The 21,217-nt window shown below is 71.8% G+C and carries 13 protein-coding genes; 5 read left to right on the forward strand and 8 right to left on the reverse strand.

Annotated features, from left to right (window positions below; all coding sequences use genetic code 11):
* Position 1 precedes the first annotated feature (1 nt).
* The 5 genes from ACWGI6_RS28210 to ACWGI6_RS28230 all read right to left on the reverse strand — a co-directional run bounded on the left by ACWGI6_RS28210 (position 2) and on the right by ACWGI6_RS28230 (position 7,435).
* Positions 2-1,798: a branched-chain amino acid ABC transporter permease gene (locus ACWGI6_RS28210; RefSeq protein WP_393909026.1), complete on the reverse strand. Its 1,797-nt coding sequence runs from the start codon at positions 1,796-1,798 to the stop codon at positions 2-4.
* A gap of 5 nt (positions 1,799-1,803) precedes the next feature.
* A complete protein-coding gene (locus ACWGI6_RS28215; RefSeq protein WP_453270116.1) occupies positions 1,804-2,733 on the reverse strand; it encodes a branched-chain amino acid ABC transporter permease in 930 nt (309 codons plus the stop codon).
* 120 nt (positions 2,734-2,853) lie between these two features.
* Positions 2,854-4,074 carry a branched-chain amino acid ABC transporter substrate-binding protein gene (locus tag ACWGI6_RS28220; protein WP_453270131.1) on the reverse strand — a complete coding sequence of 407 codons (1,221 nt, stop codon included), beginning with the start codon at positions 4,072-4,074 and terminating at the stop codon, positions 2,854-2,856.
* A 484-nt stretch (positions 4,075-4,558) separates the two neighbouring features.
* Positions 4,559-5,032 (reverse strand): PaaI family thioesterase, encoded by a 474-nt coding sequence (locus ACWGI6_RS28225; RefSeq protein ID WP_453270117.1) that lies wholly within the window; start codon positions 5,030-5,032, stop codon positions 4,559-4,561.
* 117 nt (positions 5,033-5,149) lie between these two features.
* A complete protein-coding gene (locus ACWGI6_RS28230) occupies positions 5,150-7,435 on the reverse strand; it encodes an FdhF/YdeP family oxidoreductase (RefSeq protein ID WP_453270118.1) in 2,286 nt (761 codons plus the stop codon).
* A gap of 274 nt (positions 7,436-7,709) precedes the next feature.
* Here ACWGI6_RS28230 and polA point away from each other — a divergent pair, with 274 nt between their 5' ends.
* Positions 7,710-10,448, forward strand: a complete 2,739-nt coding sequence (gene polA / locus ACWGI6_RS28235) for a DNA polymerase I (protein ID WP_453270119.1) — start codon at positions 7,710-7,712, stop codon at positions 10,446-10,448.
* A gap of 78 nt (positions 10,449-10,526) precedes the next feature.
* Here the strand turns inward: polA and ACWGI6_RS28240 are convergent, their stop codons facing one another.
* The gene (locus ACWGI6_RS28240; protein ID WP_453270120.1) at positions 10,527-11,447 is read right to left on the reverse strand and encodes a DUF4184 family protein; all 921 of its coding nucleotides are present in this window, start codon (positions 11,445-11,447) and stop codon (positions 10,527-10,529) included.
* A 151-nt stretch (positions 11,448-11,598) separates the two neighbouring features.
* On the opposite strand from ACWGI6_RS28240, the gene ACWGI6_RS28245 reads away from it, so the two are divergent.
* The 3 genes from ACWGI6_RS28245 (at position 11,599) to ACWGI6_RS28255 (ending at position 14,895) form a co-directional block, all read left to right on the forward strand.
* Positions 11,599-13,416 (forward strand): lytic transglycosylase domain-containing protein, encoded by a 1,818-nt coding sequence (locus tag ACWGI6_RS28245; RefSeq protein WP_453270121.1) that lies wholly within the window; start codon positions 11,599-11,601, stop codon positions 13,414-13,416.
* A gap of 216 nt (positions 13,417-13,632) precedes the next feature.
* Positions 13,633-13,767 carry an SPW_0924 family protein gene (locus tag ACWGI6_RS28250; RefSeq protein ID WP_362608132.1) on the forward strand — a complete coding sequence of 45 codons (135 nt, stop codon included), beginning with the start codon at positions 13,633-13,635 and terminating at the stop codon, positions 13,765-13,767.
* Positions 13,768-13,878: 111 nt separating this feature from the next.
* Positions 13,879-14,895 (forward strand): DUF3068 domain-containing protein, encoded by a 1,017-nt coding sequence (locus ACWGI6_RS28255; protein WP_453270122.1) that lies wholly within the window; start codon positions 13,879-13,881, stop codon positions 14,893-14,895.
* 51 nt (positions 14,896-14,946) lie between these two features.
* Here ACWGI6_RS28255 and ACWGI6_RS28260 read toward each other — a convergent pair whose 3' ends face one another.
* Together ACWGI6_RS28260 and ACWGI6_RS28265 are read right to left on the reverse strand one after the other, a co-directional pair.
* A complete protein-coding gene (locus tag ACWGI6_RS28260; RefSeq protein ID WP_453270123.1) occupies positions 14,947-17,718 on the reverse strand; it encodes an ATP-dependent RNA helicase in 2,772 nt (923 codons plus the stop codon).
* Positions 17,719-18,153: 435 nt separating this feature from the next.
* Positions 18,154-18,975, reverse strand: a complete 822-nt coding sequence (locus ACWGI6_RS28265; protein ID WP_453270124.1) for a class I SAM-dependent methyltransferase — start codon at positions 18,973-18,975, stop codon at positions 18,154-18,156.
* 380 nt (positions 18,976-19,355) lie between these two features.
* On the opposite strand from ACWGI6_RS28265, the gene rpsA reads away from it, so the two are divergent.
* On the forward strand, positions 19,356-20,876 hold the full coding sequence (gene rpsA / locus ACWGI6_RS28270; RefSeq protein ID WP_453270125.1) for a 30S ribosomal protein S1: 1,521 nt from the start codon (positions 19,356-19,358) through the stop codon (positions 20,874-20,876).
* Positions 20,877-21,217 lie beyond the last annotated feature (341 nt).

Consider the following 21,217-nt stretch of genomic DNA (forward strand, 5'->3'; position numbering starts at 1 on the left):
GTCACGCCTTTGCCTGGGTGGCGCCGAGGGTGGCGTCTGCGTCGGGGAGGCGCTGGTCGGGTACGTCGAGTTGGCCGGTTTCGTGGAATTCGAGCTGCTTCCTGCGGTCGGGGATGAGGCCCTCGGGGCGGAAGCGCATGAGGAGGACGAGGGCGATGCCGAAGAGGAGGAGTTGGTAGTCCTGGAGGAAGTCGAGTTTGGCGGGGATGAGGAAGAGGAGGGCGGCGCCGACGAGCGGGCCGCTGAGGGTTCCCATGCCGCCGAGGATGACGGCGGCGAGGAGGAAGGCGGAGTTGGGGGGCTGGGGGCCGGCGAACTGGAACTGTTCGGGGGTGGCCGTGGTGACGACGTGGGCGTGGACGGTGCCGGCGAGTCCGGCGAGGGACGCGCCGAGGGCGAAGGCCAGGAGGCGGAGGCGGAAGCTGTTGATGCCCATCGCGACGGCGGCGGTTTCGTCCTCGCGGATGGCGATCCAGGCGCGGCCGATGCGGGAGGCGGCGGCGCGCCGGAAGACGAGGACGACGAAGGCCGTCACGAGGATCATCAGCAGGTAGTAGTTGCCGTAGGTGGCAACGGGGATGCCGAGGATGTCGTGCGGTTCGCCGAAGTTGAAGCCGAAGATTTCGAGGTTGGGGATGTTGGGGATGCCCATGGCGCCGTTGGTGACGTCGGGGCCGGTCGTGCCGTTGAGGTTCAGCATGGCGATGCGGAAGATCTCACCGAAGCCGAGGGTGACGATGGCGAGATAGTCGCCGCGCAGGCGGAGGGTGGGGGCGCCGATGAGGACGCCGAAGACGAGGGAGGCGGCGGCGCCGGTGAGGAGGGCCGCCCAGAAGGGGAAGTGGAATCCGAGGGCGGATTCGGGGGAGCCGGAGACGAGGGCGGCCGCGTAGGCGCCCACGCCGAGGAAGGCGACGTATCCGAGGTCGAGGAGCCCGGCGAGGCCGACGACGACGTTGAGGCCCAGGGCGACGGTGGCGAAGATCAGGATGTTTGCCCCGATGATCGTGTACTGGTCGGTGTCCTGGGTGAAGGGGAAGCAGGCGGCGGCGATGAAGGCCGCGCCGAGGGCCACGCCGCGGTGGGTGTGGGTGAGTGCGGTGAGGCGCGCGATGAGCCCGGCCCGGTTGAGGGCGGGGATGGCGAGCACCATGAAGATCAGGTAGCCGACGAAGGGGGCGCCGTCGTCGGTGTCGATGCCGTAGGTGAAGGCGAGGAGTCCGGCGGCGAAGGCGGCGGCGATGATCAGGATCTCGGCCCAGGAGGGCAGTTCGCGGGTGCGGCGCCGGAGGGGGCTGGCGGCGAGGGTGGCGGTGAAGCGCTGCCAGGGGTTGGCGGGTGGCCGGTCGGCGGCCTGGTCGGGAGGCAGTGCCAGGGCGCCGGCGAGGGTGATCAGGGAGGCGATGCCGGCGAGAGCGCCGCCCGGTTCGAGGTTGATCAGCCCGCGGAGTTGGACCGCGATGGCGATGAGGGTGAACCAGGTGGCGGCGAAGGTGGCCAGGGCGGCGAGCAGGGTGGGGGCGTTGCGTCCTGCGGGGGTGAGCCATTGCAGGCCGCGGACGCCGAGTGCCGCGGTGGCCAGGAGGAGGGTGAGGATGCCGCCGACGAGGGTGACGATCTGCAGGCCGGCGGGGGATGCGTAGTAGGTGAGGTCGCCGGGGAAGTCGCTGCTCCAGGTCCAGGAGAGACCGGTGGTGGCGGCGGTGGCGAGGGCGCCTGCGGCGGTGACGAGGCGTGCGGTGCGTTCGGGGAGGGGTATCAGGCCGCGGGCCGGGGCTGTGGTGGTGTGGGTGGTCATCGGTATCACGCCCGATCCGCGACGCGTTCGCCCAGGAGGCCTTGTGGTCTCAAGAGGAGTACGAGGATGAGGAGGACGAAGGCCCAGACGTCCTTCCAGGCTCCGCCGCCGAATTGCTCCATGCCGGGTATTTCCTCGATGTAGGCGGTGGCGAGGGCTTCGGCGATGCCGAGGACGACGCCGCCGAGCATGGCGCCGTAGATGTTGCCGATGCCGCCGAGGACGGCCGCGGTGAAGGCCTTCAGGCCCATGATGAAGCCCATGCGGAACTGGACCTCGCCGGTGCGCAGGCCGTAGGCGACGGCGGCGACGCCGGCGAAGGCGGCACCGATGGCGAAGGCGAGGACGATGATGCGGTCGGTGTTGATGCCCATCAGCCTGGCGGTGTCGGGGTCCTGCGCGGTGGCCTGCATGGCGCGGCCACTGCGGGTTTTGGCGACGAAGAAGCCGAGGGCGATCATGCAGGCGGGGGCGGCGAGGAGGACGAAGAGGTCGCCGCGCTGGACGGTGGCGCCCAGGATGTCGAAGGCGTGGCCCTTGAACTGGGGGAAGACGCGGGCCTGTTTGCCGTCGGGGTACCACTTCCAGATGGCTTGCTGGAGGGCGATGGACAAGCCGATGGCGGTGATGAGGGGGGCGAGGCGGGGGGCGCCGCGCAGCGGGCGGTAGGCGAATCGTTCGGCCGCGATGCCGACGAGGACGGATACGGCGATGCCGCCGAGGAGCATGACCGGCAGGGCGAGGGCGAGTGAGGTGCCGGCGGGGAGAGCGAGGAAGACGCTGAGCGCTCCGAAGCCGCCGACCATGAATATCTCGCCGTGGGCGAAGTTGATGAGCTGGACAATTCCGTAGACCATCGTGTAGCCGATCGCGATGAGTCCGTACATCGCGCCGAGGATGAGTCCATTGGCCAGCTGTTGCGGCAGTTCGCTCACCGCAGGGCCTCCGTTGCGTGGGAGTGAGCAGATTCCGGGATGCCCCGGTGTGCCACGGGCCGCGCCAGGGTCGTTCGTGCGTCCTGGCGCGGCCCGGGTGGTGTGGTGTGGTGCGGTCGGTCAGCTCTTGTCGAACTTCTTGAATTCGGCGCTGAAGCGGGAGGCCCAGGCGCCCTTGTCGACCTGGTAAGCGGTGATCATGGTGTTCGTGGTGTCGCCGTACTTGTCGAAGGCGATGGGGCCGGTGACACCGTCGAAGGTGACCTTGTTCATGGCGTCGACGACCTGCTTGCGGGCGTCGTCGGGGAGCTTGCCGTTGTTGTCGTCGACGACCTTCTTGACGGCCTGGATGACGGCCCGGGTGGCGTCGTAGGTGGAGCCGCCGTAGGCCTCGTAGGCCTCCTTGAAGCCGGCGGCCTTGTAGTCGGCGATGAACTTCTTCGCGGAGGGGAGTTCCTCGACGGGCTTGCCGACGGAGGAGGCGTAGTCGCCCTTGGCCTTCTTGTTGAGCTTGATGTAGTCGCCGCTGTACATGCCGTCGCCGCCCATGAGGGGGACGGTGACGCCGCCGTCCTTGAGCTGCTGGCTGAGGGGGCCCGAGGCGGGGTATTCGCCGCCGTAGAAGACCAGGTCGGGCTTGGCGGACTTGACCTTGGAGACGACGGCCTTGAAGTCACGGTCGTCGGGGCTGACGTGTTCGGTGCCGGCGATCTTGCCGCCGAGCTTGCTGAACTGGTCCTTGAAGGAGGAGGCGAGGCCGACGCCGTAGGTCTTCTGGTCGTCGATGACGTAGGCCTTCTTGACCTTCATCTTCTCCCACGCGTACTGACCGTCGAAGGCGCCCTGCACTTCGTCGGTGGTGGCGGTGCGGAAGTAGGTGGGGAAGGGGCGTACGCGCTTGTTCTGCTTCCAGTCCTTGCCCTGGGTCAGGTCGGGAGTGGTGTTCGCCGGGGAGATCAGCGTGAGGTTGTTCTGTTTGGAGACCTGCTGCATGGACTGGGCGACGCCGGAGTTGAGGGGTCCGACGATGCCGAGAACGTCCTTGTCGCCGGCGAGTTTGGTGGCGTTCTGCTGGCCGACGTTGGGCAGGGCCTTGTCGTCGAGCGCTTCGAGTTTGAAGGTGACGCCCTTGACCTCGCCGGCTTTGTTGGCGGTGTCGATGGCGAGCTGGGCGGAGTTGCGGATGCCCAGGCCCAGCGCGGAGAGCTCGCCGGTGGTGGGGGCGTCGAGGCCGATGACGACCGTGGACTTTCCCTCGCCGCTCTTGTTGTCGTCGCCGCGCGAACCGCACGCGGAGAGCGTGAGGGCGCCGGTGGCGACTGCGGTGGTGAGGATGAGCAAGGAACGGTGACGCACGATCAGTCCTTTCCCTGGCGCGGCCACGACTGTCGCATGGCCGTTTCGCTCGCCGGGCAGTACGGGCCGTACAGGGCCCGTGATGGCAGCGCGCCCGGCGGCGCGGTGACTGGCGGTGACTCTAGAGCGGTGTTCGTCGCACCGGCAGAGGCGCTGACCAGGATGTGACGCTCTTGTTATGACCTTCGATGAGCGTTATGCCGTTATGGTCCTTACACCGGAGGGCGAACACGGTGCGGAGGGTGAACTCGCACTTCCACGGGGGGATGGGGCGTGCGGTGACGGAACGGCGTCCGGATAGCGGATGCGCTGGGTGCGTCGGAGCCGGGGCCCGTGCGGGGGAGGGGAGTTGGGGTCCGTGCCGCATGGCGCCCGTGTTACGCAGCGTTACGGGAATGCGTACGGCCCCGCTCCCGGAAGCCGGGTACGGGGCCGTGGCGGCGGGCGGCGGTCGGCCGGCCGGGGCGGGTCAGCCGCGGTAGACGTCGGCGTCCGTGTCGCGCAGCATGCAGGTCAGGCGGGCGGTGCAGACCCGCTTGCCGTGTTCGTCGGTGATGACGATTTCGTAGGTGGCGGTGGAGCGGCCACGGTGTACGGGGGTGGCGACGCCGGTGACCAGACCGGAGCGGGCGCCGCGGTGGTGGGTGCAGTTGAGGTCGACGCCCACCGCGACCTTGGTGGGGCCGCCGTGCAGCATGGAGCCGACGGAGCCGAGGGTTTCGGCGAGGACGGCGGAGGCGCCGCCGTGCAGGAGCCCGTAGGGCTGGGTGTTGCCCTCGACGGGCATGGTGCCGACGACGCGCTCGGGGGCGGCTTCGGTGACCTGCACGCTCATCCGCTCGCCGAGGTGTCCGGCGGAGAACAGAGCCGGCAGGTCGAGGCCGAGGCCGGTCCACTGGTCGAGGATCTCCTGCGGAAACTTGGTCGTGCTGTGCTCACCCATGCCTACGGCTCCGTTCGCTCGCCCGTGATCGTCGTCGATCCGTGCCTGTTCCTATCAGGCCCCTGAGCAAGCGCTCAGCGCGGGGTTGTTGTTCCCGCCCGCCCGGCCCGGTGGCGGTCAGTCCTCGCGGGGGCTCTCCAGGCGGATCACGATCGACTTGGCGGCCGGGGTGTTGCTGGTGTCGGCGGTGTGGTCGAGCGGGATGAGGACATTGGTCTCGGGGTAGTAGGCGGCCGCGCAGCCGCGGGCCGTCGGGTAGTGCACCACGCGGAAGCCGGGCGCGCGCCGCTCGCTGCCGTCCGTCCACTCGCTGACCAGGTCGGCGTACGCCCCGTCGGCCAGGCCCCGTTCGCGGGCGTCGTCGGGGTGGACGAGGACGACCCGGCGGCCGTTCTTGATGCCGCGGTAGCGGTCGTCCAGGCCGTAGATGGTGGTGTTGTACTGGTCGTGGGAGCGCAGCGTCTGCAGCAGCAGCCGTCCTTCGGGGACGGCGGGGTATTCCACGGGCGCGGCGGTGAAGTTGGCCTTCCCCGTGGCGGTGGGGAAGCTGCGGCTGTCCCGGGGGGCGTGCGGGAGGGCGAAGCCTCCGGGGTGGGCGACCTTGGTGTTGAAGTCCTCGAAGCCCGGGATGACGTGGGCGATGCGGTCGCGGATCGTCGCGTAGTCCTTCTCGAAGTCCTCCCAGGGCGTGCGGCTGGACTCGCCCAGGACACGGCGGGCCAGGCGGGCGACGATGGCCGTCTCGGACAGCAGCTGGGGGCCGGCGGGCGCCAGCCGGCCGCGGGAGGCGTGCACCATGCCCATGGAGTCCTCGACGGTCACGAACTGTTCGCCGCTGTCCTGCAGATCGCGTTCCGTACGCCCCAGGGTCGGCAGGATCAGCGCGCGGGCGCCGGTGATCGCGTGCGAGCGGTTGAGCTTGGTGGAGACATGGACGGTCAGCCGGGCGCGGCGCATGGCGGCCTCGGTGACGTCGGTGTCGGGGGTGGCGGAGACGAAGTTGCCGCCCATCGCGAAGAACACCTTGGCCTGCCCGTCGCGCAGTGCGCGGATGGCGCGGACGACGTCGAGTCCGTGCTCCCGGGGCGGGGCGAAGCCGAACTCCTTCTCCAGGGCGTCGAGGAAGGCGGGCGCGGGGCGCTCGAAGATGCCCATGGTGCGGTCGCCCTGGACGTTGCTGTGGCCGCGTACGGGGCAGACGCCGGCTCCGGGGCGGCCGATGTTGCCGCGCAGCAGGAGGAAGTTGACGACTTCCTGGATGGTGGGGACGGAGTGCTTGTGCTGGGTCAGGCCCATCGCCCAGCACACGATGGTGCGGCGCGAGTCGAGGACCATGGCCAGCGCGCGGTCGATCTCCTCGCGGGTCAGGCCCGTGGCGCGCAGCGTCTCGTCCCAGTCGTCATCGGCGCGGGCCGCCTGCGCGAACTCCTCGAAGCCGTGGGTGTGGGTGCGGATGAAGTCCACGTCGAGGGCGCCGTCGGTGTCGAGGACGAGGCGGTTGAGGGCCCTGAAGAGCGCCTGGTCGCCGCCGAGGCGGACCTGGAGGAAGAGATCGGTGAGCGCGGTGCCGCCGCCGGCCAGACCGCGCGGGGTCTGCGGGTTCTTGAAGCGTTCCAGGCCGGCTTCGGGCAGCGGATTGATCGAGATGATCTTCGTTCCGCCGGTCTTGGCCTTCTCCAGGGCGCTGAGCATCCGCGGGTGGTTGGTGCCCGGGTTCTGCCCGGCGACGATGATCAGGTCGGCCTTGTAGAGGTCCTCCAGCAGGACGCTGCCCTTGCCGATGCCGATGGTCTCCGTCAGCGCGGAGCCCGACGACTCATGGCACATGTTGGAGCAGTCGGGGAGGTTGTTGGTGCCGAATTCGCGGGCGAAGAGCTGGTAGAGGAAGGCGGCCTCGTTGCTGGTGCGGCCGGAGGTGTAGAAGACGGCCTCGTCGGGGGAGTCGAGGGCGGTCAGCTCCTCGCCGATGAGGTCGAAGACCCGCTCCCAGGGGACGGGGACGTAGTGGTCGGCGCCCTCGGCCAGGTACATGGGGTGGGTGAGGCGGCCCTGCTGGCCGAGCCAGTAGCCGCTGCGGGTCGCCAGGTCGGCGACGGAGTGGGCGGCGAAGAAGTCCGGGGTGACCCGGCGCAGGGTGGCCTCTTCGGCGACGGCCTTGGCGCCGTTCTCGCAGAATTCGGCGGCGTGCGGCTTGTCGGGCTCGGGCCAGGCGCAGCCGGGGCAGTCGAAGCCGTCGCGCTGGTTGACGCGCAGGAGGGTGAGGGCGGTACGGCGTACGCCCATCTGCTGCTGGGAGACGCGCAGGGCGTGGGCGATGGCCGGCAGCCCGACGGCGGAGTGCTGGGGTTCGCTGACCTCGGGTGCGTCCTGGACGGGGTCCGACGCGGGCGGCTTGCCTGCCATGGCGCTCTCCCTTGAGCCGTGAGCTGCTGCTCGCTCCGCCGGTCGCGGCGGATCGTTGTCGTACACATCAGATCCTGTCACGGACGCATGGGGGCGGTGTAGGGGCGGGCGCGGGGTGCGTCCGAGGAGGGGTGCCGGGGTGTCCGGCGCGGTCAGGGCCGGTGTGCGGCGGGGGAGGGGGCGGTGTACGGCGACGGGCCGTGGCCCGGGCCGGGGCGAGGAGGGGTGGCCGTCGCGGCGGGGATTGTCAGTGGGGCGTGGCAGGATCGGGGGCGTGGCAGCAAAGGCAGCGAAGAAGAGCGAAGCGACCGGCACCGAGGCGGCGGCGGGCGGCCGTCCCCGACTGCTCCTGATGGACGGGCATTCCATGGCATACCGGGCGTTCTTCGCCCTGCCCGTGGAGAATTTCACGACCGTCACGGGACAACCGACCAATGCGATCTACGGCTTCGCGTCGATGCTCGCGAACACCCTGCGCGACGAGGCGCCCACGCATTTCGCGGTGGCCTTCGACGTCTCGCGCAAGACCTGGCGGTCCGAGGAGTTCGCCGACTACAAGGCGAACCGCTCCAAGACGCCCGACGAGTTCAAGGGCCAGGTCGAGCTGATCGGCGAGCTGCTCGACGCGATGCGCGTGAAGCGGTTCGCGGTCGAGGGCTTCGAGGCCGACGACGTCATCGCCACGCTCACCGAGCAGGCCACCGCCCAGGGCTTCGAGGTCTCGATCGTCACGGGCGACCGCGACTCCTTCCAGCTGGTCTCCGACGACGTCACGGTCCTCTACCCCACCAAGGGCGTCTCGGAGCTGACCCGCTTCACCCCGGAGAAGGTCTTCGAGAAGTACGGCCTGACCCCCGCCCAGTACCCGGACTTCGCCGCGCTGCGCGGCGACCCGTCGGACAACCTCCCCGGCATCCCGGGCGTCGGCGAGAAGACCGCCACGAAGTGGATCAACCAGTTCGGTTCGTTCGCGGAGCTGGTGGAGCGCGCCGAGGAGGTCAAGGGCAAGGCGGGCGTCAACCTCCGTGAGCACCTGGAGGCCGTGAAGCTCAACCGCCGGCTCACGGAGATGGTGCGCGACGTCGAGCTGTCGTGCGGCCCGGCGGAGCTGACCCGGGAGGCGTACGACCGTGAGGCGCTCACGGTGTTCCTCAATGCCCTGGAGATCCGCAACCAGGGCCTGCGGGACCGGCTGCATGCCGTCGACCCCGGAGCGGCCGAGGCCGCCGACGAGGCGGTGCCGGCGCCGGGCGTCGAGGTGGACGGCACGGCCCTCGGTGCCGGCGAACTCGCTCCGTGGCTGGCCGAACACGGCACGGGCCCGCTGGGTGTGGCCACGGTCGATGTGTGGACGCTGGGCAGCGGCAGCGTCGCCGAGGTGGCACTGGCCGCCGCCGGCGGCCCGGCCGCGTGGTTCGACCCGTCCCAGCTCGACGAGGCCGACGAGCAGGCCTTCGCCGCCTGGAGCGCGGCCGCCGACCGCCCCAAGATCATGCACAACGCCAAGGGCCTGATGCGGGTCTTCGGCGAGCACGGCTGGCGCATCGACGGCGTCACCATGGACACCGCCCTGGCCGCCTATCTGGTCAAGCCCGGCCGCCGCTCCTTCGCGCTGGACGCGCTCTCCATCGAATACCTGGGGCGGGATCTCGCCCCGGCCGCGGCCGGCGACGGCCAGCTGGCGTTCGGCGCGGACGAACAGGCCGAGGCGGACGCCCTGATGGGGCAGGCCCGTACGGTCCTCGACCTGGGCACGGCGTTCGAGGCGAAGCTGGCGGAGGTCGGCGCGGCCGAGCTGCTGCGCGATGTGGAGCTGCCGACCAGCGAGCTGCTGGCCCGGATGGAGCGGGCCGGTATCGCCGCGGACCGGGGCTGGCTGGAGCGGATGGAGCAGCAGTTCGCGGGCGCGGTGCAGCAGGCCGTCAAGGAGGCGCATGCCGCCGCGGGCCATGAGTTCAACCTCGGCTCGCCCAAGCAGCTGCAGGAGGTCCTCTTCGGTGAACTGGGCCTGCCCAAGACCAAGAAGACCAAGACCGGCTACACCACCGACGCCGATGCCCTGGCCTGGCTGGCGGCGCAGACCGACAACGAGCTCCCCGTGATCATGCTCAGGCACCGTGAGCAGGCCAAGCTGCGGACGACCGTCGAGGGCCTGATCAAGACCATCGGCGCCGACGGCCGGATCCACACCACCTTCAACCAAACCGTGGCCGCCACCGGCCGGCTGTCCTCCACCGACCCCAATCTGCAGAACATCCCGGTGCGTACGGACGAGGGCCGGGCGATCCGCCGCGGTTTCGTCGTCGGCGAGGGCTTCGAGTCGCTGCTGACCGCCGACTACAGCCAGATCGAGCTGCGGGTGATGGCGCACCTCTCCGAGGACGAGGGCCTGATCGAGGCGTTCACCTCCGGCGAGGACCTGCACACCACCGTCGCCTCCCATGTCTTCTCGGTGGACAAGACCAAGGTCGACCCGGAGATGCGCCGGAAGATCAAGGCGATGTCCTACGGCCTGGCGTACGGCTTGTCGGCGTTCGGCCTCTCCCAGCAGCTGGGCATCCAGCCCGACGAGGCCCGCAAGCTGATGGACAACTTCTTCGAGCGGTTCGGCGGGGTGCGCGACTACCTCCAGCGCGTGGTGGAGGAGGCCCGCGCCACCGGCTACACGGAGACGATGCTCGGCCGCCGCCGCTACCTCCCCGACCTCAACAGCGACAACCGCCAGCGCCGCGAAATGGCCGAGCGGATGGCGCTGAACGCCCCGATCCAGGGCACCGCCGCCGACATCGTCAAGATCGCGATGCTGCGGGCCGACGCGGCGCTGCGGGCCGCCAAGCTCCAGTCCCGGATGCTGCTCCAGGTCCATGACGAAATCGTCGTCGAGGTAGCCCCCGGCGAACGCAAGAAGGTCGAGGAACTGGTCCGCCGGGAGATGGCCGCTGCGGTCCAGCTGCGCGCCCCGCTGGACGTCTCGGTCGGCTCCGGCAAGGACTGGGAGTCGGCCGCGCACTGAGGACGGCAGTGGCCGGGACGGATCCGGAGCGGGCGCCCGCAGCGCGCTCCGGCCCCCGCCCGGTCCGCCCCGATCCCGTCAGTCGGCGGTGGGCGCCACGGCCTCCGGGCCCGCCGCCGCACCGGGCGCGGTCGTGACCAGGGGGCGCGGGACAGGCCGGACCCGGCGCCCCCGCCGGACCAGCAGACGTACGGCCACCGCATACAGCAGCAGCCCGGCGGTGAGGCCCGCGCCCGCGCCGAAGAGCACGGTCGGGAGGTAGTTGAAACAGCTCACCCCCGGGCCGTAGGCCGCGCGCGCCCGCAGTGTGCGCTGCACCGCGCCGGCCGTCACACACAGCGCGAGCGGAGCGGTCAGCAGCAGCCGCAGCCGTACGGTCAGCGCCGGTACCGCGCCGGGTACGGACGGCCCGGCCGCCGGGGCGCCGCCGCCGGCCGCGCCCCGTAGGGCCGACCGCAGGAACCCTCCCACCGCCGCCAGTGCGAGCGCCGAGGTGCCGTACTGCAGATAGGTGCAGACCGGCAGTCCGCCCGCCATACCGTCCAGGCCCGGGACCAGCCGGGTGCCCCAGCGGCCCGGGTGGGTGAAGGCATCCCAGACGACATGGCTCGCCGCCCCGAGCACCGCGGAGAGAAGGAACCGGCCTACCAGAGCGGCGAGTTGGCGCGCGCCCCGGGGCCTCCAGGGCCGGCCGCGCAGGAACGTATGGAGCGGGCCCCGCCACACCGAGGGCAGCAGCGCCAGTATCGGTTCGCGCAGCAGCAGCCAGCCGCCGACGAGCGCCGCGGTGACCAGGACGTCCACGGTCAGCACGCCCGGCAGCGAGTGGGTGACCTCGCCGAACTCCATGGCGCCCGGCACCAGCGTGTCCGCGTAGTACGTCATGTCCGGTGCGAACGACCCCGCCACGAGCGCCGAGGCGACCAACGGACCGCGTGCCGCTCCGGTCCGCCGGATGGCCGGGAGCACGGCAGCGGCATGACTGAGCGTGAATGGCATGGCGCCTCTCCTCGATCGATTCAGATCATTATGTGTCCGATGTTGGTGGTAGATGCCGGGCCCGAGTTGTCGTAGTGTCGCCTGAGTTGGAGCGCTGGGGAGCGCGACACCGCGTCAGGAGCGCGGTGGGGCAACGCGGAGGGGACCACGTATGGCAGCCACATTCCGAAGGCGGCTCCAGAGGGGGGCGGCCTCGACGGCGGTGGCGGCCCTGGTGCTCGCCGCCCTGACCGCCTCTCAGGCACCGGCTGCCACCGAGGCCGCGGCCGCCAGGAAGCAGGACCCGGCCCCGCCGGCGGACACCCCCATCGACGGCGGTTCGGCGTACTACACCGACCGGCCGCCCCCCAACAGGCCGGTGACGCACCACGGTTCGCACGGCACCGGCCAGGGCGCCGCCCTCGCCACCGGACCCGCAGAGGCCGGTCTGCCCGCCACGGTCCTGGCCGCGTACAAGAAGGCCGCATCGGCGGTCGACGCGTCCGATCCGGCCTGCCGGCTGCCCTGGCAGCTGCTGGCTGGGATCGGCAAGGTCGAGTCCGGGCAGGCGCGCGGCGGCGCCGTCGACACCGAGGGCACCACCCTTCAGCCGATCCTGGGCCCGCAGCTCAACGGCCACGGCTTCGCCCTGATCACGGACACCGACGGCGGCCGCTACGACAGCGACGTCACCCACGACCGTGCCGTGGGCCCGATGCAGTTCATCCCCTCGACCTGGTCCAACGGCGGCCCCGACGGCACCGGTTGGGGCGCCGACGGCAACGGCGACGGCAAGAAGGACCCCCACAACGTCTTCGACGCCGCCCTCGCCGCCGGCCGCTATCTCTGCGCCGGCGGCCGCGATCTGTCGGCCCAGGACGACCTGGACCGGGCAATCCTCGGCTACAACCACTCCGAGGAGTACCTGCGGACGGTGCTGTCCTGGTACACGTTCTACCGCAACGGCACCCACGAGGTGCCGGACGGCCGGGGCGTACTCCCGGTGCACCGGGACGGCGCCGGCAAGGCCGGCGGCCACACCGGCGGCGGTAAGCGCCAGAATCACGGCTCCCACGTGCCGGGCCGGAACCCGGGCCCCGGCGGATCCGGCACCGGCAGGCCCGGCAAGCCGAACCACCCCGGCAGGCCCGGGGGTTCGGACGGCACGGGACACACCCCGGGCGGTACGGGACACACCCCGGGCGGTACGGGTACGCCCACCCCGAAGCCCACTCCGAAGCCCCCCGAGCCGCCCACCGAGCCCGCTCGGCTCACCGCCCTCGAACGGGTCGGCGCCAAGGACCTGAGCGCCACCGCGGGCACCGAGTTCGCCGCGTCGCCGCAGGTGCGCGCCAAGGACGCCGAGGGCAAGGCCGTCGCCGGCGCCCCCGTCCGCTTCACCCTGCCCGAGTCCACCGGCGCCCGCTTCCCCGGTGACGCCACCACCGTCACCGTCCCCACGGACAAGGACGGCCTCGCCGCCGCGCCCACGTTGCGTGCGGGCGACACGGCCGGCGCCTTCACCATCCGGGCCACCGCCGTGGGCCGCACCGCCCCCGCCGTCGCCTTCGGCGCCACCGTCAAGGCCAAGCCGGCCCCGAAGGCCGACCAGATCGTCCGCACCTCGGACAAGGACCTGACGGCGACCGCCGGCCAGGCCTTCGCCGAGGACGCGGTCGAGGTCAAGGCGACCTACCAGGGCAAGATCGCGGCGGGTGCTGCGATCACCGCGACCATGGTCACCGACGACCCGAAGCACCCTGTGGAGAACGACAAGGGCCCCTACTTCAAGGACCCCGAGGCCACCGGCGACGACAAGGACACCCCGCACCGCACCCTCACCGGGCTCACCACGGACGCCAACGGCCTGCTGAAGCTCCCGAAGATCTACACCGACAGGCACGCGGGCACGTTCCTGCTGCGGCTGACCACCGCCGACGGCGCCGTACTCACCGTCAAGCTGAAGGTCGCCGCCCCGACCGGTTCCTGACCGACTCCCGGTCGGTCGCCGCGGCCGGTCCCGCACCGCGCCACCCGGCCCGGCGCCACGGCCGGTTGACCAGTCGGCCCGGCCCCCGCGCCGGCCCGTCACCGCCGTCCTGCCCGCCGTCCAGGGCAGGACGGCGGTGCAACGTGTTCTCATCTCGGCCGCCCGTTGCTACGGTGCCCCCGCCCTGACGCCGTATCAGCTCTCGGGAGGCCGACCATGCGCGCCCTGACAGCAGCCGCGGTCGGACTGGCCGCGGCGCTCGCCCTCGTCCTCACCCTCACGGCGACCGGCGCACCCAGCGGCACGACCTCGCCCAAGCCGCTGCTGACCACCGTCCCCAAGCACCCCTGACGGAGGGACGCCACCGCCATGCGCCGCACTGTGCCCACCCGGGGGACCGCCCCCGAGCCCCCGGCCGACCCCGGCACCGCCGGCCCCGGCCGGCGCCGAGAAGCGCGAGGGATGCGCCGCACGGCGAGCCTGGTGCTGCTCGCCTTCGCCGTCTTCTTCACCGCCCTGTCCCCGCTGATCCGGTGGTACGCCTTTCCACGGCTCGCCAAGATCCCGCCCAGCCAGTACCAGAACATGGTCCTGGAGGCCAAGCCCGCGACCCTCCTCAACTACGGGACGATGAAGGCCGAGCGCGTCCCCAAGATCACCATCGTGCAGACCCTCAAGGGCGATGTCGCCGCCTCCGACCGCATCGAGCAGTCCGCGGGCCGCGACGTCGTCGTCTGGGACGCGCTGTCCTACGTCGCCGGCCCCGACGGCAAGATGGTCTCCGAAATCCCCGAGCGCTACCTCTTCGACGCACACTCCCAGGAACCCGTACATGCCACCGGCGAGATGGTCGACGGCGAGCCGGTGCGCCGCGAGGGCATCGAGTACAAGTGGCCGTTCCTCACCGAGAAACGCGACTACGCCTACTTCGACGCCCAGACCCGCACCTCGGCCCCCATCCACTACAAGGGGACCCGCACCTTCCGCGGCCTGGAGGTCTACTACTTCGAGCAGACCATCCCCTGGACCAAGGTCGCCCTCCCCAAGAAGATGCCGGTCAAGGGCATCACCCCCGAGTCCGTCGAGAAGATGGGCACCACCCGCTGGTACACCACCAAGCGGATGTTCTGGGTGGAGCCGGTCACCGGCGCACCGGTCAACGGCCAGGAGATCCACAAGGAGGAACTGCGCGGCGGCGATCTGCTGCCCGGCGGCGGCAAGGTCACCGCGTTCGCCGGCCATGTGAAGATGCGCAGCGACTACCTCGACTCCACCGTGGCCCTGGTGACGTCGCAGCGCACCCTGGTCCTGCTGCTCACCAGCTACCTTCCCTGGGGGTTCCTGGTCCTCGGCGCCGCGTTGCTCGCCCTGAGCCTGCACCTCGAAGCCCGCGGCCGACGCCCCCGCACCGCAGCCGCCCGGCAGCCCGCCTCCGCGCCGCCGTCGTCCGGCGAGGGCGTTGTCAGTGCCGGCCCGTAGCGTGGACCCATGACGTCAGCGAGCCGCCCCCGCCCCCCTCCGGCCCCGGCCTCAGCCCCGCTTGAACCGCGCCGACGTGTGCCGGGTCGGCTCGGCCGCCGAAGGGTCCTCCGGCCAGGGATGCTTGGGGTAACGCCCACGCAACTCCGCGCGCACGGACCGGTATCCGTCCCGCCAGAACGAAGCGAGATCGGCCGTGACGGCAGCCGGACGCCCCGCGGGGGACAGCAGATGCACCAGCACGGGCACCCGCCCGCCGGCCACCCGCGGCGACTCCTGCAGACCGAACAACTCCTGGAGCTTGACGGCCAGCACGGGCTGCTCACCCCCGTAATCCACCCGCACCCGCGAACCACTCGGCACCTCGATACGCTCCGGTGCCAGCTCGTCCAAGCGCGCCGCGTCACCGGTCGCCCACGGCAGCAGCCGGGGCAGCGCCTGCCCCGCATCGACCCGCGCCAGATCGGCCCGCCGCCGCGCCCGCCCGAGCTCCACCCCCAGCCACTCCTCGACGCGCTCCAGCAGCGCCGCATCCGAGACATCCGGCCATGGCGCGCCCAACTCCCGGTGCAGAAACGCCATCCGCTGCCGCAACGACGTCGCCGCGGCCGGCCACCGCAACAGCCCGAACCCCTCCCGCCGCAGCCCCGACACCACCGCGTCCCGCAGCAGCCCGGGGTCGGGCGCGGTCAGCGGCCGGGCCGCCAACTCGATCGCCCCCAGCCGTGTCACGCTCCTGGCCACCACATCCCCGTCCGACCAGCGCACCTCCTCACCCGAGGAGTACAGCGCCCGCGCAGCGGCACATGCCGTCTCCTCATCGATCACCGCCGCGAGCCGCACCCGCGCGGACACCGCCGCCACCGGCCGGTCCGCCACCGCAACCGCCAGCCACCCCGCATCCCGCAGCCGCGACCCGCCGCCCCCGCCCGAAGCACCCGGGCGGTGCCCCCATCCGGCCTGCGCCCCCGCGCCCGGCCCCGCGCCCGCCAACTCGGCCCCGGTCCCGGACGCCATCAGATAACTCCCGGCCCCGCGGGCGCGTGCCACCCGCTCCGGGAACGCCAACGCGGCAATGAGGCCCGCCACCGCATCGTCGGTGCCTGCTGCCGCCGCGCCACCGTCACGGCCGCTGCCGGCGACCGCACCGGCCCGGCCGCCCGCACCCTCGGCGCTGTCCCGGCCTCGTCCGCCGCCGGACCCCCCGCCCCGGCCGGTCCCGTCAGAGGCGCGCACACCCGACCCGGCGTGGACACCCGCGCCCGCCCCCGACCCTGCCCCGGCGTCCCCGCCCGACCCGCCCCGCGGCTCCCCGGCCGCCGACGCCAGGCGCCGTGCCTCCTGCCGCCACCTCGCTCCGTACGCATCGCCGCCCCGCCGCGCGGTGCGCCACGCGGCCGCCAGATCGTCCCCGTACGCCCGCGGCGGCTCCTCGCTCAGCAGGGCGACCACCTCCGCGGCGCGCCGTACACCGACCTCGGCTGCGCCGTCCAACAGGGCGCGCGCCAGCCGGGGATGCAGCCCGATCCTCGCCATACGTACACCCCGCGCCGTCGCCCGGCCGGTCCCGTCGACCGCACCGATCGCCGTCAGCACCTCCTGCGCCGCGGCCAGCGCCCCGGCCGGCGGCGCGTCGAGCAGGGCGAGACCGCCGGCCGTCGGATCGCCCCAGCAGGCCGACTGCAGGGCGAACGCCGTCAGATCGGCGACCTTGATCTCCGGATCGGGGAACGCCGGCAGCCGCCCGTCCTCGCCCTGCGGCCAGCAGCGGTACACCACACCCGGCGCCTCGCGCCCCGCCCGCCCGGCGCGCTGGCGGCCCGCCGCCCGCGAGGCACGTACGGTCGCGAGCGCGCTGAGCCCGCGCGCATGATCGGTCCGCGGCACCCGCGCCAGCCCGCTGTCCACCACCACACGCACACCCGGCACGGTCAGGCTGGACTCCGCCACCGAGGTCGCCAGCACCACTCTGCGCACGCCGTCCCCGCCCGCCAGCACCGCGTCCTGCACCTCGGCCGGGGCCCGCCCGTGCACCTGCAGCACCTCCGCGTCCACCCCGGCCAGCTCCCCGGCGACCCGCCCGATCTCCCCGACACCGGGGAGGAAGCACAGCACATCGCCCGTCTGCTCGCGCAGCGCCCGCCGCACCACTGCCGCCACATGCGCCAGCAACGCCGGATCGACCCGCATCCCGTGGGCCGGCCGCACCGGCCGCTCCGGCGCTGCCCACACGACCTCCACCGGGTGCGACACACCCGCCGCCTCGACCACCGGCGCCGCGCCCTCCGCGCCGCCCAGCAGCCCCGCCCACCCCTCGGCATCCGTTGTCGCCGAGGCCGCCACCAGCCGCAGCTCGGGCCGCAGCGTCTCCCGTACGTCCAAGAGGAACGCCGCGGAGGTATCGGCGTCGAGATGCCGCTCATGACACTCGTCGAGCACCACCACATCGACGCCCGCCAGCTCCGGATCGCGCTGCAGCCGCTGCAGCAGCACCCCGGTCGTCACCACTTCCACGGCGGTACGGGGCCCGGCCCGGCGCTCCCCGCGCACCGTGAACCCGACCTGATCCCCCACCTTCTCGCCCAGCAGCCAGGCCATCCGCCGGGCGGCCGCACGGGCCGCGATCCGGCGCGGCTCGGCGACCAGCACCCGCCGCTTCGGCCCCTCGCCGGTCAGGCCCGCCAGCTCCAGCGGCACCAGCGTCGTCTTGCCGGTGCCCGGCGGGGCGCACAGCACCGCGGCACCGGGCCCGTCGAGGGCGGCACGCAGTGCGGGCAGCGCGGTACGCACGGGCAGCAGATCAAGGGCGTCACGGCGGATCACGCCCCAATTCTGCCGCCCCGGCCGAATCCGCCGACCGGCCGGGGCGGGGGCGGTCACCGCCGGTCCGAGGCCCTGTAACGGTCGCTACCGGCCGGGGTCCTGTGAAGGTCGCTGCCGGACGAGGCCCTGTGAAGCTCGTTGCCTGCCGCCTGCCGCCTGCCGCCTGCCGCCTGCCGCCTGCCGCCTGCCGCCTGCCGCCTGCCGGCTGCCGTCACCGCCACGAGCCGCCATCGGCGGGCTGGTCCCCGCGCGGTCGCCGCCCGAACGGGCTACCGGTGCCATCCGGCTGTCCGGGCGCCGCCCGACGGTCCGGTTGCCCGATCACCGGGACCGGCCGGATCGCGCTGACCGGCCGGATCGCAGGCACCGGATGCGTCGGCCTGCCGCCTCCGCCCACTGCCCCCGAGGGCCGGCCCGCCGCCTCCGGGCTCCGCCCTACGCCTCCGCCGAGCACACGAAGATCGCCGTCCCCGGGATGAGATGCCCGCGCAGCGGCGACCAGCCGCCCCACTCCTGGGTGTTCCACTCGGGCCATTCGGGCTCGACGAGATCCTCCAGCCGGAATCCGGCGGCCACCACGTCCCGTACCCGGTCGCCCAGCGTCCGGTGGTGCTCGACGTAGACGGCCCGGCCGGTCTCGTCCTGCTCGACATACGGCGTGCGGTCGAAGTAGGAAGCCCCCACCGACAGCCCCTCCGGCCCCGGCTCGTCGGGAAAGGCCCAGCGGATCGGGTGGGAGACGGAGAAGACGAACCGGCCGCCCGGCCGCAGCACCCTGCGCACCTCGCGCAGCACCCGCACCGGATCGGCGACGAACGGCAGCGCGCCGTACGCGGAACAGGCGAGGTCGAAGCCGGCATCGCGGAACGGCAGTGCCCCGGCGTCCGCCTCGACCAGTTCGGTGGCGACGTCCGCCGACCCGTCGGCGATCCGCAGTGCGTGCTGCAGCTGCCGGTGGGAGAGGTCGAGCGCCACCGGGAGCGCACCCTGCGCCGCCAGCCAGCGGGAACACTGCGCCGCGCCGGCCCCGATCTCCAGGATCCGGCGCCCCTTCAGTTCGGCTGCCGGGCCGAGCAGTGCGGCGTCCGCCTCGTCCAGCCCCTCGGGGCCCCAGATGAACCGGTCGTCCCCGAGGAAGGCACCGTGCTCGCTCTGGTACTCGTCCGCGTTGCTGTCCCACCAGCCCCGACTGGCCCGGCTGCTTTCGGTGTCCGAGGCGTCACGGCGGGTGGCCTCCGGCTCGTGCTCTTGGTTCATGGCGCCCGTCGTCGTAGTGTTCGCTCTGCTTGTAGCTGCAGGGACTGTGAGGCCGTTCGACCTCGCGGAACATCGCGTGTGCCGGTTATGGGGCGTTCTGCCCCCGGTGTGCGCGTTCGCGCATTGACCGGGTCCGGCTGCCCCCGTATGCTACAAGTTGCGCTGCGGGCTTGCGCGCCTCAGACGGAGCAGGCCGCGCTCGCATCTGTATGTATGTCCCCTCGGTTTTGAGGCGTATTTCGGGACGCTCCGAATGCTCCGGCATTTGCGGGCTCCCAGTAGATACGTCTTTGACGCTGTCCGGCTTATGCAGAGGCGATACGGGTTCTCGGCGTAGCAGTACCTACGACTTCAATGTCCGCACCGGAGCCTTTACCCACATGACGAGCAGCACCGAGACCACCGCCACCACCCCGCAGGTTGCGGTCAACGACATCGGTAACGAGGAAGCTTTCCTCGCCGCGATCGACGAGACGATCAAGTACTTCAACGACGGCGACATCGTCGACGGCGTCATCGTGAAGGTCGACCGGGACGAGGTCCTGCTCGACATCGGTTACAAGACCGAAGGTGTGATCCCGAGCCGCGAGCTCTCGATCAAGCACGATGTCGACCCCAACGAGGTCGTTGCCGTTGGTGACGAGATCGAGGCCCTGGTCCTCCAGAAGGAGGACAAGGAAGGCCGCCTGATCCTCTCGAAGAAGCGTGCCCAGTACGAGCGCGCCTGGGGCACGATCGAGAAGATCAAGGAAGAAGACGGGATCGTCACCGGTACCGTCATCGAGGTCGTCAAGGGTGGTCTCATCCTCGACATCGGCCTCCGTGGCTTCCTCCCGGCCTCCCTGGTCGAGATGCGCCGTGTCCGCGACCTTCAGCCCTACGTGGGCAAGGAGCTCGAGGCCAAGATCATCGAGCTGGACAAGAACCGCAACAACGTGGTCCTGTCCCGCCGTGCCTGGCTGGAGCAGACCCAGAGCGAGGTCCGCCAGACCTTCCTCACCACCCTCCAGAAGGGTCAGGTGCGCTCCGGCGTCGTTTCCTCCATCGTCAACTTCGGTGCCTTCGTGGACCTGGGCGGCGTCGACGGTCTCGTCCACGTCTCCGAGCTGTCCTGGAAGCACATCGACCACCCGTCCGAGGTTGTCGAGGTCGGCCAGGAGGTCACGGTCGAGGTCCTGGACGTCGACATGGACCGCGAGCGCGTGTCCCTGTCGCTCAAGGCGACCCAGGAAGACCCGTGGCAGCAGTTCGCCCGGACCCACCAGATCGGTCAGGTCGTCCCGGGTAAGGTCACCAAGCTCGTTCCCTTCGGTGCGTTCGTGCGCGTCGACGAGGGCATCGAGGGCCTGGTCCACATCTCCGAGCTGGCCGAGCGCCACGTCGAGATCCCGGAGCAGGTTGTCCAGGTCAACGACGAGATCTTCGTCAAGGTCATCGACATCGACCTCGAGCGCCGCCGCATCAGCCTCTCGCTGAAGCAGGCCAACGAGTCCTTCGGTGCCGACCCGTCGGCGGTCGAGTTCGACCCGACCCTGTACGGCATGGCCGCGTCCTACGACGACCAGGGCAACTACATCTACCCCGAGGGCTTCGACCCCGAGACCAACGACTGGCTCGAGGGCTACGAGACCCAGCGCGAGGCGTGGGAGAACCAGTACGCCGAGGCGCAGACGCGCTTCGAGCAGCACCAGGCCCAGGTCATCAAGTCCCGCGAGGCCGACGAGCAGGCTGCGGCCGAGGGTGCTGCGGCGCCGGCGGCTGCGACGGGCGGCAACACCGGCGGCGGTGGCAACACCGGTGGCGGCTCGTACTCCTCGGAGTCGGCGGACAACTCCGGCGCCCTGGCGTCGGACGAGGCCCTGGCCGCGCTCCGCGAGAAGCTGGCCGGCGGCCAGAGCTGAGCTCTTGCCGATAGGCACTAGCCGATAGACGAAGGCCCGTTCCCCTCCGGGGAGCGGGCCTTCGTCGTGTTCGGGGGATGGTGCGGCCGTAGGGGTGGTAGGGCCGGGCACTAGCAGCCGGGGCCGTAGCGGCCGGGTCCCCGGGCGCCCCGCCGCACAGGCCAGACTGGGGCCCCACCCGCCGCCCGGCCCGGCCGCCGACCCCCCCCCCCCCCCAACCACCCCCCCCAAAAAAATTTTTCCCCCCCCCCCCCCCCCCCCACCCCCCCCCCCCCACCCCCCCCCCCCCCCCCCCCCACACCCCACACCACCCCCCCCCCCCACCCCCCAGCGCCCCCACC

It is taken from the genome of Streptomyces sp. NPDC054786, from assembly GCF_053611685.1.

Excerpts from the sequence above, each read along its gene's own strand:
- ACWGI6_RS28210 (WP_393909026.1), bottom strand. The coding sequence starts at position 1,798 with ATGACCACCCACACCACCACAGCCCCGGCCCGCGGCCTGATACCCCTC.
- ACWGI6_RS28225 (WP_453270117.1), bottom strand. The coding sequence starts at position 5,032 with ATGGGTGAGCACAGCACGACCAAGTTTCCGCAGGAGATCCTCGACCAG.
- ACWGI6_RS28230 (WP_453270118.1), bottom strand. The coding sequence starts at position 7,435 with ATGGCAGGCAAGCCGCCCGCGTCGGACCCCGTCCAGGACGCACCCGAG.
- ACWGI6_RS28240 (WP_453270120.1), bottom strand. The coding sequence starts at position 11,447 with ATGCCATTCACGCTCAGTCATGCCGCTGCCGTGCTCCCGGCCATCCGG.
- ACWGI6_RS28245 (WP_453270121.1), top strand. The coding sequence starts at position 11,599 with ATGGCAGCCACATTCCGAAGGCGGCTCCAGAGGGGGGCGGCCTCGACG.
- ACWGI6_RS28250 (WP_362608132.1), top strand. The coding sequence starts at position 13,633 with ATGCGCGCCCTGACAGCAGCCGCGGTCGGACTGGCCGCGGCGCTCGCC.
- ACWGI6_RS28255 (WP_453270122.1), top strand. The coding sequence starts at position 13,879 with ATGCGCCGCACGGCGAGCCTGGTGCTGCTCGCCTTCGCCGTCTTCTTC.
- ACWGI6_RS28265 (WP_453270124.1), bottom strand. The coding sequence starts at position 18,975 with ATGAACCAAGAGCACGAGCCGGAGGCCACCCGCCGTGACGCCTCGGAC.
- rpsA (WP_453270125.1), top strand. The coding sequence starts at position 19,356 with ATGACGAGCAGCACCGAGACCACCGCCACCACCCCGCAGGTTGCGGTC.